Annotated in this window: 12 protein-coding genes; 2 read left to right on the plus strand and 10 right to left on the minus strand. The window is 66.0% G+C overall.

All coding sequences use genetic code 11. The features are described from left to right. Nucleotides 1–149 precede the first annotated feature (149 nt). Nucleotides 150–1,106, plus strand: a complete 957-nt coding sequence (locus tag ON22_RS33795; protein WP_033247147.1) for a tyrosine-type recombinase/integrase — start codon at nucleotides 150–152, stop codon at nucleotides 1,104–1,106. 38 nt (nucleotides 1,107–1,144) lie between these two features. On the opposite strand, the gene ON22_RS33800 is transcribed toward ON22_RS33795, so the two are convergent. The 5 genes from ON22_RS33800 to ON22_RS33820 form a co-directional block, all read right to left on the minus strand. Beyond that, nucleotides 1,145–3,124 (minus strand): relaxase/mobilization nuclease domain-containing protein, encoded by a 1,980-nt coding sequence (locus ON22_RS33800; protein WP_156052433.1) that lies wholly within the window; start codon nucleotides 3,122–3,124, stop codon nucleotides 1,145–1,147. Continuing rightward, nucleotides 3,121–3,450, minus strand: coding sequence for a MobC family plasmid mobilization relaxosome protein (locus ON22_RS37130; RefSeq protein ID WP_051158437.1), 330 nt, complete (start codon nucleotides 3,448–3,450; stop codon nucleotides 3,121–3,123). Before ON22_RS37130 ends, ON22_RS33800 begins: the two co-directional genes overlap by 4 nt. Nucleotides 3,451–4,313: 863 nt before the next feature. After that, nucleotides 4,314–5,378, minus strand: a complete 1,065-nt coding sequence (locus ON22_RS33810) for a dTDP-glucose 4,6-dehydratase (RefSeq protein ID WP_033247146.1) — start codon at nucleotides 5,376–5,378, stop codon at nucleotides 4,314–4,316. A gap of 353 nt (nucleotides 5,379–5,731) precedes the next feature. Beyond that, nucleotides 5,732–6,826 carry a DegT/DnrJ/EryC1/StrS family aminotransferase gene (locus tag ON22_RS33815; protein WP_033247145.1) on the minus strand — a complete coding sequence of 365 codons (1,095 nt, stop codon included), beginning with the start codon at nucleotides 6,824–6,826 and terminating at the stop codon, nucleotides 5,732–5,734. After that, nucleotides 6,826–8,013: an NAD(P)/FAD-dependent oxidoreductase gene (locus tag ON22_RS33820; protein ID WP_081596039.1), complete on the minus strand. Its 1,188-nt coding sequence runs from the start codon at nucleotides 8,011–8,013 to the stop codon at nucleotides 6,826–6,828. Before ON22_RS33820 ends, ON22_RS33815 begins: the two co-directional genes overlap by 1 nt. 1,110 nt (nucleotides 8,014–9,123) lie before the next feature. On the opposite strand from ON22_RS33820, the gene ON22_RS33825 reads away from it, so the two are divergent. Beyond that, nucleotides 9,124–9,897, plus strand: a complete 774-nt coding sequence (locus ON22_RS33825) for a hypothetical protein (protein ID WP_033247143.1) — start codon at nucleotides 9,124–9,126, stop codon at nucleotides 9,895–9,897. Nucleotides 9,898–10,346: 449 nt separating this feature from the next. Here ON22_RS33825 and ON22_RS33830 read toward each other — a convergent pair whose 3' ends face one another. The 5 genes from ON22_RS33830 to ON22_RS33855 all read right to left on the minus strand — a co-directional run bounded on the left by ON22_RS33830 (nucleotide 10,347) and on the right by ON22_RS33855 (nucleotide 14,574). Continuing rightward, entirely contained in the window at nucleotides 10,347–10,739 is a 393-nt protein-coding gene (locus ON22_RS33830) for a hypothetical protein (RefSeq protein ID WP_043740997.1), read from the minus strand. Between the two features lie 213 nt (nucleotides 10,740–10,952). After that, the gene (locus ON22_RS33835; protein ID WP_051158438.1) at nucleotides 10,953–11,624 is read right to left on the minus strand and encodes a PhzF family phenazine biosynthesis protein; all 672 of its coding nucleotides are present in this window, start codon (nucleotides 11,622–11,624) and stop codon (nucleotides 10,953–10,955) included. A gap of 767 nt (nucleotides 11,625–12,391) precedes the next feature. Then, nucleotides 12,392–13,111, minus strand: coding sequence for a hypothetical protein (locus ON22_RS33845; RefSeq protein ID WP_033247140.1), 720 nt, complete (start codon nucleotides 13,109–13,111; stop codon nucleotides 12,392–12,394). Between the two features lie 76 nt (nucleotides 13,112–13,187). Next, a complete protein-coding gene (locus tag ON22_RS33850; protein WP_033247139.1) occupies nucleotides 13,188–13,940 on the minus strand; it encodes a hypothetical protein in 753 nt (250 codons plus the stop codon). A 187-nt stretch (nucleotides 13,941–14,127) separates the two neighbouring features. Then, a complete protein-coding gene (locus tag ON22_RS33855; RefSeq protein ID WP_156052432.1) occupies nucleotides 14,128–14,574 on the minus strand; it encodes a hypothetical protein in 447 nt (148 codons plus the stop codon). Nucleotides 14,575–14,591: the final 17 nt, after the last annotated feature.

Below are 14,591 nucleotides of genomic sequence, written 5' to 3' on the forward strand. Positions count from 1 at the left end.
CCGGTTTTCGAATCGGTGCAGTCCAGGCTGACACCGCCGGCCCGGCACACCGGCACGGTAAATTTCACCAGGCGATTCGGAGGCGTGGCCCGGTGGATTCTGCGATGACTACCCGCAGTGGTTTCCAGTGTTTGTGGAGGTAGGGATCTGTGGAGGCTGTGCGGCTTTCGGGCATTGACCTGGCCCGGTTGCGTATCGGGGGTCCGGCCGCGCTCGACGGTGCGATGCGTGACGGCTTCCGGCTGTACCTGGCGGGGCAGGGGTTCGCGGAATCGACGCAAACCACCTACTACAAGCGGGCGCGAGGATTCCTGAAGTGGCTGATGGGTACCGACGCGCATCGGGAGGCGCTCACCGATTCGACGGCTCGTGATGATGCGGTGCTCGACTATTTGTCGACGACCACGGTGGCTACGCGCAAGGTGACCCTCGCGGCGATCCGTGCGCTGTACGACTGGCTCGGGTTGGGGCCGGTTCGCGTGGATCCGGTCACCGTGGATCGGGCGCGGCCGCCAGTGCTCTCCGATATCGAGCAGTCGGGTGTATTGGACGCGGCGGCCGCGCGCTCTGCGCGCGATTACGCGCTGATTGTGTCGTGGCTCGATGTCGGGCCGCGGCCGTCGGAGATGCGGCGTCTGGACATCGGTGACGCCGAGTTGTCGGCACGCGGGGGGCGGCTGCTGTTGACCCGCCCGGACGGGCAGAAGCGGTGGGCGGAGCTTACGCAGGCGACGACCTGGGTGCTGTTGGGGTGGCGCACCACCCGCACCACCCTACTGGGGCCACGTCGCGCAAAGTCGGGGCCGCTGTTCGTCACGCTGAGCCGGTACGGGCGGATCCAAGCCGATCAGAGCGTGGAATACATTGTCGGTGAGATCGGCCAAGACGCCGGCATCGAGGGCCTCACGCCGTGGACGCTGCGAGCGACGGTCAAGGCCCGCCTGTACGCGACAGGCATGTCGGCCACCGAGGTCGCCGCGCGGATGGGCCAGAGCTATGTCGACTCTCCACAGGTTCGGGCCCTCTTCGTAGACTCCGATACCGTGCCGGCCGCGCCCCGCCGCTCGGCGGCGTCCGGTCAGCTGAGCTTGGAACTCGGCGTCTGACGCGCCGGGCGGCCGCGCGCAGCGGAGGCGTGGTCTTTCTAACGCTCTCTACCGTCGATGTTGCGGTTGCGGTCGGGTGTGCGTGGCGGCTGGCGAAGGGGCGCGGACTGGTGGTCGCGGGCCGGCCGCGCAGTTGATGTGGACTTGGCTGCCGCCGTGTCGTTGCCGCGTCGGCGTGGCGACGACACGGCGTCGGTGTCCGGCGTGGCAGGTTCGGAGGGGCGGCGTTTCCACCCGAATCGGGGCTGGCCTGCGTCGCGCGTGCGGTCACGTCGTTGGTTTCCGCGGCGTCTGTGCTCGGGGATGTCGCCGGCGGGCATGTCGAAATCGCTCACGTCGCCGTGGCCAGTGACCGCGGCCGCAGCGGCCGGCGCCGCCACGGTGCTTCGCGTCGGCGCGGGTGTGGTGGCGGCGCCGGCTGTGGTGAATCGGCGGTGGATCTCGGTCAGTTCTCCAGCGGATAGGGCCGTGAGCTGGCGGGCGCGGGCGAGGTCGCCGGCGGCGAACGCGGCGCGGGTGATGGCGTCGACGGTGCGGGCGATCTGGTGAAGCACGGCGACGTTTGCCAGCGCTGGATTGGCGTGCTGGCGCGAGGCGAGCAGCAGCACCGCCCATCCGTTGGCGGTGTTGCGGCGCTGCCACTGCGGTAGCGGTGCGTCCTGGTGCGCGGGGAGCTGTGCGTAGGTGCTTAGGGTGCGTGCGGCGCGGGCGATCGGCCCGGGTTTTGTTTCGTATGCCAGCGACCAGGCCGATAGGACTCCGGACGCTTGGCGGGCGGCGGCGGCGAACGCGGCGGTGTCGTGCGCGGGGATCGAGGTGAAGGTGTTGGCCCATCGTTGGAGTTCGGCGAGGGAGGCGTTGATGTCGCGTTGCGCCAGCTGCGCGGCCCGCAGCGGGGCGGGTAGCGTTTGCGGTCGGACGGGGATGGCGGATTCGTCGCCGCGGAGGTAGCGGGCGAGGGCGTCTTCGGCCGTTTGCCAGGCATGTTCGGCGGCGGCGCGTTCGGCGGGGTTGTCGTCCCATTGGTTGCGTAGCCGGGGCAGTGTGAGGTCGGAGGCAATTGACCCGCCGGCGGGCAGGATCGGTGGGCGGGCTCGGCCGCTGTTTCCGCGGCCGCCGCGTGGTGGGCGCAGCCCGACGCACCAGCCGCGTACCTCGGAGGTCTGCGGGTCTCGTGCGCGGCGGACCAGCACGCCTTGGGAGTGCAGCGTGCGGACGAATTCGGCTTCGTTGCGTGAGGCGGCGAGCGAGGCGCGCACGATCCGTTCGACGGTGTCGCGGTCGGGTTCGATGGTGGCGGTGCGCATGGCGTGTTTGGCCTCCCCTCGAGCAATGCCCGCGGCGCGGGCGGCGGCGTAGATCTGGGCGCGGTGATATCCCTGTGTGGTGCGGCCGTCGTGCCGGCCGAGCACCACACGCAGGTCGTGGCGCTGTTCGAGCTCCTTGCAGGCGGTTTGAGCGTGCGCGAAATCTCGGTAGGTGTTGACGCGGGTGCCGTCTTCGCGGACTCCGCTGGCGGCGATGTGGATGTGGTCGTTGCCGCGGGCGGATAATCCGTGGCGGATCGCGACCCAGCGTGTGTCCGCGCGTCCGGACCGGGTGCCGGAGAACTCCATCAGGTCCATGAATTCCCGTGCGATGGCGGCCCATTTCTCATCGGGTAGTTGGCCTTCGTCGGCGTGCAGGCTCAGCGAGCAGTGCCACACGTTGCCGTCGCGTTTCGGTTGGAGCGGGTTCACCACCGCTCGGCCGTCGGCGTCGATGATGGTCCGGCCGGCCGCGTCGCGTAGGTAGTTCGGGACCAGGACCTGGGTGCCGAACGCGCGGCGGGGTGCGTCGATCTCGCGCGCGATCGCGCGCGCCTGCGCGACCGAGAGTTCTCCATCGAATCCGAGACCTAGCGCCGACGCGTGCCCGGCGACGATATGCGGGTTGGTGTGCTGGTTCTCATCTCCCGGCCCAACCAGATACGCCAGCAGTCCACCCATTTCCGCACCACGTGTGATCTTCGGAATCACCAGCGCGTCACCACCTGTATGGCTGTACTTGCGCGGTCGGCGTAGCTGGTCACAAGCGAGTGCACGCGCGCAAGCTCGTCGGCCTGGTCGCCGAGTTCGTGGGTGGCGTTGACGGCTTTGGCGATCTGGTTGAGGTTGTTGCCGATTCCACGCAGGGCACTTTGCACTCGGAACAGCTCGTGCACCAGTTCCCGGAACTCGTCTGGCGAGACGGGGATTTCCGCGGCGAATACGGCCTCGCGGAGCAGACGCGGCGGGCTGACCTCGGCAATTGCCGCCAGCTCGAGGAGGTCTGCTTTCTCCTCCGGTGACAGCTTGACTTCCACTCTTTCCGTGCGGGCTCCACCTTGGTTGTTGGCAGTACGGCGCCGGCGGTTGGCCCTTGCGGCATTTCGGGAGTGTGACTTGGTGAGAACGCGCACGGCACGCGGCTCGGCTGGGCGGGGGGACTGAGCGTTGGTCACCGAACCCACCGCCCTTCGTCCTACGCATCGACCGCGGCGTTCGCGGCCATAACCTTCAATTCCAGTGCAGCACGGATGGATCAGCTCCGCCACCGTCGCCCTCACTTAGCACGTCTAAGTCCATAACTTGCTCACGCGAATTGCGGAAAGCTGAAGCACCGACAGGCTATTCGGTAAGGCTTCAGGGAGCGCCTTGACGGGCCGTGTGGATGGTTGATTAACTCCCGGCGTAGCCAGTGGAACTGTTTAGGCATCCGTAGCATTGCTTTATGACGGAACTGGAAGAACTCGAGAATGTGATTCGGGCGGAAGCCGATCGAAAGATCACGGCGGGGCGGGCATTGAATGCTGCGACCGCCTCGGTGCTCGATGCGCACGAGAACTACCGCCGGTGCTACGGGGAGGCAGTCGCGGCGGGTTTCACGGAGGCCGAGTTGAGACGCCATGGCCTGACGGTCGATGATGTTAAGCCTTCGCCATCGAGGACGCGCTCGAAGGCGCTCGGACGGCGAAATGGGCGCGGCAGGACTCGGTCGGTAGCTGCGGCTACGTCCGCTGCGGAGTCAGGCGTCCGAGAGGGGACGGGGGGTGACGCGGCGCGGGAGGATGCTGCATGGTCTGCATAGGTCACACACAGCGATTGCCCCTGGTCCGCAGCGCGGATCAGGGGCAATCGGTGTTGACAGATTCCTGGTACTGGGGGCTCCGTGCCGGGGCGATGGCGACTAGCGGGTGTCTTGACTTGTGGCGCTCCAGTCGAATTGGAGTTCGCCCTTGTCGGCGATGGTCTGTTCCCACCAGTCGCGGTGTTCGACGTACCAGGAGACGGTTTGCGCGATCCCGGTGTCGAATTCGTGGGTGGATCGCCATCCGAGTTCGGTTTCGATTTTCTCGGGGTTGATCAGGTAGCGGCGGTCGTGGTTAGGCCGGTCGGGGATGTGCTCGATGGATTCGGCTGGGTCCTGCCCCAGCGCGACCGCGACGCGCTGGGCGATTTCAAGGTTGGTGACCTCTTTTCGTGCCGAGATGTCGAAGATGGGCAACAGTCCTGGGTCTGTGGCGGCCTGCGGCGAGACTGGCTCAAGATCCGCGTGCAGTACCTGGTGCACGGCGGCGCAGTGATCAGCGACGTGTAACCAGTCCCGGCGCTGCATGCCGTCCCCGTAGACCGGGATTTTTCTGCCTCGCAGCAGGTTGGTCACGGCGAGCGGGATCAGCTTCTCGGGGAGCTGGTAGGGGCCGTAATTATTGGCGCAGTGCGTCATGCGCAGGCGCATGTCGGGGTAAGTCTGCATGTAGGCACGGATGATTTGGTCGCCAGCTGCTTTGGATGCCGAGTACGGGGTTTTGGCGTTTAGCGGACTGCGTTCGGTGAACCATTGGTCGCTGGGTGGGAGTTCGCCGTATACCTCGATTGTCGATACGTGTACGTGGGAGGTGACCGGTATGAGTCGGCTGCATTCGGCCATGACTTGCGCACCCATCGCGTTGGATCGCATGAACGCGCTGGGTCCGAGTATGGCGCGGTCGTTGTGCGATTCGGCGGCGAAGTTCACGACGTAGTCGGGTCGGTAGCGCTGGTAGATCGCTTCCATCGAGGCGAGGTCGGCGATGTCTGCGTTTTCGAAGGTGACGCGGTTGGCGACCGGGGCGAGGTTGGCTTTGTTCCCGGCGAAGCCGATGTAGTCCACTGCGATGATTTGTGCGTCTGGCTCCCACTGCGTGAGGTGGTGCACGTAGTTCGCGCCGATGAATCCGGCCGCGCCGGTGACAAGGTATACGGGAGCCATGCTCCCTACGCTAGACGAATCTCGAGGGGCTCTCGAGTTCGCCCGTTGACCCCCGACCAGTTGGTAGGGGTCGCGGGCCTGTCCGTTCTTGTTCATGACGGTTCCTGTTCGTGATGTCGGCGGGTGCCGCAGATTTCTTCGAGCGTGCGCGGTCCGTCGTCGGTGGGTACGCGGTACCGCTTGGTCTGTCGCATCTTGGGCGAGTCGGGTTGGCGGGCCGGGGACGGCTGGCGGCCGGCCGCCCGATAAACACAGCATGGAGCGCAGCGGAATTCCGTTTCCGCCGGACGCCGGTCCCGCCCTCGCTGCCCCTTGGTCGGGGATGCGATGACGGAACCGGTGTCCGGGGTGGGTTAGCCCTTGGTCAGGCAGCCGTGAACGGTGTCGATTACTTCATCGACGGTGCTCGCGGGCATGCCTCGCCAAAGTGGCAGGCACATGTGACGGGCGGCGAACTCGTCGGCACGCGGGAAGTCTGCGCCGAGGTTGAACCGTTCCAGCACTGGGAGGGTGTGTAGCGGCTGGTCGTATACGCCTTTGCCGAGTCCGATCCCCCTCGTGTGCAACTGCTCGCGCAGTCGCGCCCGGTCGGTGTGCGAATCGAGGATAGTCACGCACTTGTGACCGCTCACCTCTCCGTAGCGGGTCGGGAAGGTCAGACCCGCGTCGGATAGAGCCTCGGTGTAGCGGTCTATGACCGCTGTCCGCGATTGGATGTCGTGGTTCAAGTGGTCAAGTTGGGCTTTCCCCAGTGCTGCGCCGATTTCGGTCATTCTCCAGCTGCCGCCCCATAGGATGTGGCGTCCGGCTGGGTCCTTGCCTTGGTCTCGGTACATGCGCGCCGTGCGGTTCAGGTCTGGATCATTGGTCGTGATCGCTCCGCCTTCTCCACCGGTGGATACAACCTTGGTGGTGAAGAAGGAGAATGCACCGGCGTAGCCGATTCCTCCGGCGAGTTGTGTTTCCAGGCTGGAGCCGTGCGCGTGGGCGGCGTCCTCGACCAGGGGGATACCGGTGGCGGTGCACTTCTCGACCAGAGCGGGAAGCTCTGGGGACAGGTACCCGCCGATGTGGACCACAACGACGGCCGCGACGTCGGGTGTCAGCTTGCGCTGTGCGTCGGTGATGTCGGGGTATAGACCCGAGTCGTAGACCCGTATGGCGGCTCCGGCGTTGATCGCTGCCGCTGCGGTGGCGTAATTGGTGTTGGTAGGGACCAGCACCGTTCGGCCCTGTACTCCGATGCTGCGGAAGATGATTTCCAGGGCGATCGTTCCGGAGTTGACAGCGACCGCGTAGCGAGTTCCGGCCATGCGGGCAACCGTGGCTTCGAATGCCTCGGTGTGCTTGCCCAAGATCAGCTGACCGGATTGCAGGATCTCGCGTACGGCGGTGACCGTGGTTTCGATCTCGTCGGCGGGGACTTGTGCGGTAAAGGGCGGAATCATCAGCGCACCGCCCCGCCCATTGTGGCCGACCAGGGGGTGTGTGAAACCGGCACTTCATCCGGGCTGGCAGGCTCCCTGTGGTGGGGGAATTCCAACGGCAGGGATCGGCCCGTGACGGCGGATGCGGCGTCGCGCGATGCGTGCATGGAGAGAGTCATCTTGCCGGGCAGCACGGTCCACCAACCTTGTATGCCGTCGTGGGCGCGGTGGTCGATAACCGAGTAGTTCGGCTGCGTTCCCCACTGGTCGGAAGCACTACCGGCGTGCTCGGTCTTGCTGCATACCCACGCAACCCCGCTTTCCGGGTCGATTGTCTCGGTGCCGAGCAAGGTGGTTACTTCTCGGGTCAGCTCGGCTGCGTACGCCAGCGGGACCGGCCAGCGGCCTCGGCCGGTGACGGACTCCTGTGGTCCGCCGTAACGGGAAGTCAGTACCACCCCGCCCACCGCTGCGGGTGCCAGCGCGGGCAACCCGAATTCCAATCCGACAATTGGACCGGCAAGGCTACCGCGAAACGCCATCAGCGGCTCAAGCCGCGAGCGGAGCTCGCCAGCGACTTCGGAACCGGAGTTTGCAAGCAATTCGTGGGTGCCGATTCCTCCGCATGCCACGACGTTTGGTGCGCTGATGAATCCGGCGGCGGTCTCGACTCCGATCACGCGCCCTCGCTCGGCGATCACCTGGCGGGCGTGCGCGCCGGTGAGTATCGCAGCGCCGTTGGACAGGCATTGCGTGGCGAGGTCGGCAAGTAGGGCGCGGGTGTCGATCACCAATTCGCGTACGGCCGTGGCCTGCAATTCCCGGTCGCGCAAGTTGGCCAGCAGGGCGGCGGCCTCGTCGGCTTCGACCGGGGTGGAGGTCATACCGAGGTCCCGCCACCGGCGCTGGTAGTCGCGCATGGTCGCCTCGGTGCCGATGTACCGGCAGTCGCGGGGCTCGAGCATGCAGTGTCGGAACGATGCGAAGTACGCGCGCTGAGCTTCAGCGCACAGTGCCGCGACCTGGGGATGGTGCCGGGCGTAGAGCGCTCCGCCGTGGATGATTCCGTGGTTGCTGAGAGTCGATCCGGACCCGAGCGAGTCGCGCTCGAGTAGCGCGGTGCGCAATCCGGAGTTGCTGAGTCGGGCGGCGGTCATCAGTCCTGCGACACCCCCGCCGATTACGATAGCTTCAAATTCAGTAGACATATTGTCCCCTCCTGAATAAAAGATGGTTGAAATTTCGGACGAATGTTCGCGTCGTAAATTGAGCCGGTTCGATGCACGCGCTAGGTTCCTGCTCCGCCCAGTTCTGTGGGTCGGCGCGTGACTGCCCGGGTGTCAACCCTGGCGCTTCCGTGGGGCCTTACGGCCCGTTCTAACTGGGACAAGTCTGTTTGGATGGTGTATCCAGTTGCCCGCTGGGCGGGACCAGGCTGCGAAAGTCGATATGTTCGCGCATGCTCTATGGAGTTTTCAAAGAACCGTTACCGGCACATCCCGGCCCTATCTCTAAAAGAGATAGTTCCTACATTTCGCGGCCTGCATGGCCGCCGATCCCCTAGCCTCCCTTCCCTCTTGCTTATGTTTCTATACTACCATTTCCTACGTTTCAGTTTGATGATTCATCGTGTGTCATATTTCTCTGTTTTAGTTTCCTTTTTTGCTTGTGTTTTTGGCCCGGCCTTTGCAAGCCTGCCTCCCCGGCGAGGGGCGGGGGGTCCGGTGGGGCAGCGCCCCCCGCGCGCGGCCGCCAGGCCGCGATGTTTTCCGGCGAACGGACACAGCGAGGGTGTGGGTGTTGGTGTCGTCCTTCGCTGAGCCTGGGGCGTTTCCGATCACGGCAGGTCAGGGACGCACAAGCCATGCTTTTCGGCTTGTGCGTCCCTGACCTGCCGTGATAGCCCCTGGTGGGCTCAGCGAAGGACGACACCAACACCCTCGGGCCGGGCGCGGGCGCGGCCGCCAGGCCGCGGAGGCGGGTAAGGGGCTACCGGGCGCGGGCGGCGGCGCCGGCGCGGCCACCTTCGCCGGTTGCTGGCTGGGTGGTGAGCCTGCGGGAGCTACGCCACGGCGGGAGGGCTCGGTGTCGCGGCAGCTCGAAATAGCGATGCGGCAGGCATGACCGCCGGCCACGGCTGGAACGCGCGCAGCGCCGGAGCTGGGTGCCGAATTTCGGTCTTGACCTGGTGTTTCCTGTTACCTATCCAGTTCTAATTGTAGGACTCAGAATGCAATAGAGGCGTGCGTGTGAGGATGACGGGCCGCTCGCGTCCAGCCTTCCGGGATTCGAAACGTAGGAATTGTAAAGTTTCGAGTGTGGATTCGGATCTGTTGGTCGTGGAGATCGAGACGTTGCGTGATGACTGGTCCGCGACGTGGAAGCATGCCGCTGACGACAAGTTCGTCCAGGTGAACCGGTTCGGCATGGAGCCTGTGGCGATGATGCTGTCGCCGGGGATGTGGCGCGAGCGGCAAAGGGTGAACTCGGATCTGGCAGTTCCGGATTCGCATGTGCGTGAGCGTTCTTCGACGGATGCCAGGATCAATGTCGCCGAGATCATCAAGGATCTCCAGGCTGGGATTCACACGGCGGTGATGTTCCGCGGTGCGCCGCGGGCGGTGTTCGCACCGTATGAGTGGGTGCGGATTGCTGTGCCCGAGTTGGGTTTGACGCCGTTGGAGGAGGTTGTCGAGGGTCTGGCGTCCGCGGCGCACAGCGTGGGCCCGCAGGTCATGGTGGTGTACCGCAAGTCGCGCACACAGCGCGCGGTTCTCGAGGAATTCGCGGATGCGGCGGATCCGGTGTGGGAGGTCGACCGTCGGCTGTCGTCGCTGCGGGGTCCGGTGCCGTCGTGGCGGCGTGCCAGCTTGCGGGCGGTGGTGTACGTGGTCGACGGGCAGGTCGCGCGGGTGCGCGCGCTGGACCCTGGGGCCGTGTGGGAAGACCTGCCGGGTGTGCACAGTCTGGCGCCGGTGTCGGCTCCGTTGTCGCGTGGCGAGATCGATGAGCGGTTCCCGTCGCTGACGGTGTACCCCGGCGATGATCGTCCCGCGGTGGTCGGTTCCTCGCGCGAATACGTCGATTTATAGCTCTAGGGTGCCAGTCGGGGGTAGACCACAGTTCCGGCGGTGTCCGGAGCACTGATCGTTGCTGTGGCTCGCCGACTCCGCCGGCGGCGGACAGGCGGATGGTCGTGGCCTCGTCGGCCAGGGTGGTGTTCTCGGGCATGTGCCCGCCTCCTTCAGTGTTCGGGTGGGCCCGGCAGGTGGGGGCCTGTCTGGGCCTGGGGAGTCCGGGAGTGGATGTGACTGCGGCCCCGAACGCACTCCGGTCTGCGTAGAGCACATCGGGTCTCCCGTGGTCGATTGCGGCGGGTGCTGGGTGGGCCTTGGCCGGGAGCTTGTCGCGATCTTGTGGTGTGCGGCAGCCGGCACTGTGAGATTTGGTGCCCGACCTGTCCGGTCTCGGCGAGGTCGCACAGGCGGGCGTTGGCCGATGCTGCGGGCATCGGCCGGGCCCGGCCCGGCCGATGGTGTCGTTATTGCCGCGGAGCGGGTTTGATGTGTCCGGATACCGAGCGGGCGATCCGGTAGAGGATGCCGCTGGGTTTGCGCTGTGTTTCGACTGTGTCGGCGCACTCACCGCCGCAGGATTGGGCCGATATCGTCGCTGAGTTCTTGGTGCGGTAGTGCATCGTCCAGCCACCGGGGCATCCCGCTTCGGCCCGTGTTTTCCCGCATGCAGCGCATACCTCGGGCTGCCATCGGTCGCGGTGGATCACCGGGCTGTTCTCTTCGCAGGCAAAGCAGTAGGTGATGGTGCCGTGCGTGAGGCTGAGTGGGCGGCCGTCGGGTCCGTTCTTGTCCACGGAGCATCCACAGCACACGGTGACAAAGTCGGGATCGAGGGTTTGCGCGGCGATCTCGGTCATGCCGCATGAGCAGACGACGTTTCCGGTGTCCGGGTGCTCGGTGAGGGGGTGGATGTGGCTGCGCCCGCCGGTGTGCGCGTGGAGCACATCGGATTTTGCGCGGGTGGTTCTATCGGTGAATCGCGAGATCGTTGATCGGTGAATCTCGGCACCGGCCCTGGCCGGAAGATGTTGGGATCGGCGAATTGTGACACCACCGACGCCTAAACGCGGCTAGGGTCCGGGGCACTCATCCAGTGCCCTGGATCCGATCCGCCGCACGCGTCCACCGATTTCGATCGAGCCATCGGGCTTCGGACATGTCAGGATCTGCGATCCCCGACCCTGTGTGATGGTCAGTACGCGGCTGAGGCGTGCCGTCAGGAGCAACGCCGCGGCACCCGTCGCCTCGTCCTCGTCGATTCCGTCGCCGCGGCCAGGGAAGGCTCGGGCCCGGACCTGGCCGGCGGTCTCGTCCTGCCAGGCCCACGCGTAGATCCATTCACCGGGTGGGGGTACCGCGAGTTCGTTAATCTCCTCGGCCGAGTCGTACTGCTTGAAGATGCGGGGCGGCGCCCACTCTGCGCGGGCCGTGATCCAGGAGAACTCGCTGTCACGACACGTGGTGACAATCCCTGCGGCAGTTTCGAGTTCCGATGTGCCCAGCAGCCACGCCGTACCCACGCAGGGGTGTCCAGCGAATGGCAGTCGAACCGAGGGTGTCCAAATGTCGATTGTGGCGCGAACGGGATCGTCGACAAACACCGTCTCGCTGAATCCGAGGTCACGCGCGATGGCTCGTCGCTCAGCGTCGGAGGCGACATTCAAGCCGTGAACGACGCCGAGCTCGTTACCGAAATCGCCTGCTGGTCCACAGAAAACACTCAGTACCTCATGATCGATCACCCGACCCAGTTAACCGTAATCACAGGCGTGACCGTTGTCTGCGGGGTCGCGATGAGCACGCTTTATCGGCCCCTAAGGGAATCGCTGACCAGTCATCGAGTCACTGGGGAGTGTTCGGCGTCGCCGAGACCGGCAGCCGATTCCCGATCCGGCCAGTTCGCAGATGCGCTCAAGGATCACTAGATGGGGCTTCGGACACGCCCAGCGGCCGGACACGCCGACCGAGGTGACATCGAAATTCACCGATGCGGTCGCCTCGGCTCGGCCCCTGGTGACGTCGAAATTGACCGATAACTGATCTCAGAGTTCACCCTTACAGCCAGCGCGGGCGATTGCGGCGGTGCGGCGGTGGTGGAGGGCTTGGGCCATGAGCTCGTCGCGGTCTTGTGGTGATCGTTGTGCGGTGGCTTCGGCGCGGCGGGCGACGGTTTCTGCGGTCGCGGCGGCCTCGGCGAGGTCACACAGGCCGCGTTGGATTCGGCTGGCGGAGAATCTCCTCGTTCGAGGAGGCGGCGGAGTCCGGCGGTCTCGGCGGCGAGGTCGGGGGTGTCGGTTGGGTTCGGCATAGGGCCCTTCTCGGTGCTGCGGTGTGCGGCATGGGTGTGTTCGGGTCGAATACTGGGGACGGCTGGGAGGCAGCCGCCGATAAGGCAGCACGGAGCGCAGCGGAGTTCCGATTCCGCGATCCGCGGGCCGGGCCGGCCCCGTGGTGGAGGCCCGGCGCCGGGCAGCTTCCTTCTGCCCGGTGCCGGTCGGTGTGGCGTGGGCTATTCGTCGGCGGCTGTGTCGATGCGCTCGAGGCGGACGTTTTTCAACACGGTCTGGTCTTGGCCCTTGTAGGTGTCGTGGGCTTTGACGGTGGCGCGGACGATGCGCACGCGGTCGCCGCGGTCGTAGCCGAACGCGCCCATTGCGGTGCTCGACCATTTGAGTACCTGGCCGTTGTCGAGCGTGAGCACCAGCAGCATTCCGGTTTCCATGCGGTAGCTGAAGTGGTTGGCCTTTTCGTAGGGATAAGCGACGGTGACGACTGCGGTGTGGTCGGTGATCTTGGCGCCGATCTCGCCCGCGAATCCCTGGGTCAGATTGTTGCGGCGTTCCTGTTCGGCGTACGCGGCTTCCTCGTCGGCGAGCAGTTGCAGATACGCCGCTTCGGCGATCAACCATGCGCGGTAGGGCGCTGCGTCGCGCTGGTGGGCGGCGTCCCGGGCGTCGCGGCGGATGCGGGCCCGCACGCTGCGCACCTTGACCAGCTGGTGACCGGCTCCGTTGCAGTAGAAGCACCACGGGGCCTCGCCGTGTCCGTTGTTCCATCGGGCGTTGGTCGGTCCGTGATATAGGCCGTTGTCGCACCGGCACGGCTCTTTGACCCGGTCGTCTCCGTGGGCGGTGGGGAATGGGTCGACGTAGACGGTGGGGTCGTCGCTGGTGACCATCTGGTCAAGGGTGAAAGTCGCGGGGCGGCGGGTTTTCTCAGTGGTGATCATGTCTCTAATAATAACACCTTACGCACCTTACGCAAATCTTTCTTTGGTGGTCTCGCGCACTCCGGCGTTCGGCCGGTCAGACCGAGGCGGGTCGCTCGCCTTCGGTTTGGGCCTCGTCGTTGTCGGCCGGTAGGCATGCCGCGCCCGCCGGCGGGCGGCCTTGCGTGGCCGGCTGCGCCGTCGCGAATTTGGCACCGTCGATGGCGCGGCGGCGCAGCTCGTGAACGCGCTTCCGGTGGATTTTCCACCGCCGGACAGCTTCGCCGGTCAATTCCTCGAGTTCTTCGACATCGGCGAATGCGGCGGCCATTTGCGCCATGCGGATACCGATTTCTTCGAAGTGGCGGCGGTAGGAGTCTTCGACGACATCGCATGCGGCGGCCCATGGTCTCACCGGCATGTTCATGGTGAAGACCTCGGACACGTACAGTACGAGCGTTTTCAGCGACGGGCGCGGGGTGATATCGAGCCCGCCACGGGCGCGCGTTATGACCTGCTGGGGGGTGGGCTCGTGCCCGTTGTCGACCAGTTGCCGAATCAGCCCGAACGCGACACCGGGTAGATACCCCTGTAGGTCGTCCTCCTCGACCAAGGCCAGCACGGCGGCGGCGTCGGCACGGGAGGCGTTCAGCAGCGCCGCTATCAGATGGTTTTCCGGGTTCGCAACCACCATGACGCGGTCGGTGATGTGCTCGGCTATGGCGGCGTAGACGCTGCGGTCGCCGGGCGGGATCTGTTCGGCCTCGGGCACCGGCGTGGCGGTGTTGGTGGCCAATCGCAGCGCGGGCCGTTCGGGGCCGCGGCTGGGGTCGTCGGGCTGAGGTTGCATTCTTCGCCCTCCTGTGGCCGGTAGCTGGCTCCGGCGGCGCGGCCGCATGTCCGGCGCGGTGCCGCGTTTGTCTCCAGTGTATGGACGGCTGGGTATGGCGGCCATGGTGGCGCTCGCTCCGTTCTTTGTGGGTCGTTCGTGGTCGTATCGCTTCGCGGCCCCCGCTTTCGCTCCTTACTTGTCGCGCTCAGACGGCGGCGGCGAGCGGGTCGGGTGGGGTGATCATGGCGCGGTAGCCATTCCAGTCGAACCGGGGATTGAGTGTTTCGGCGTCCTCGATGAGGAGGGCGGCCCGACGGAGGTTGCCCGCGCGGTAGGCGTGAACGGCGGCCGCGGCGAGGCGTTCGGCGTGGCGCTCGGCGTGGCGCTCGCGCGTGCGCTGGCGGCGGTCGCACTCGGCGGGGGTGCGCTCGAGGGTTTCGGGGTGCTCCCGGATTATCTCGAGCGCGGCCGCTTCGACCGCACTGCGGCCATAGCGGCGCGTGAGGGCGCGCAGGTCGTAGGCGACGACGGCGCGGGCGGCGGCCTCTGCCGGGGCCGGGCGGTGTCGGTACCGGCGGGCGTAGCCGGGTCCGTAGTCCTCAACGGCGCGGCCGATCATGGCCCGGTGCGCCGGGCCGATTGGTGGTCTCATGGGTCGGCCTTCCAGCG

The organism is Nocardia carnea NBRC 14403 (assembly GCF_000308515.1).
GTDB classification, from domain to species: domain Bacteria; phylum Actinomycetota; class Actinomycetes; order Mycobacteriales; family Mycobacteriaceae; genus Nocardia; species Nocardia carnea.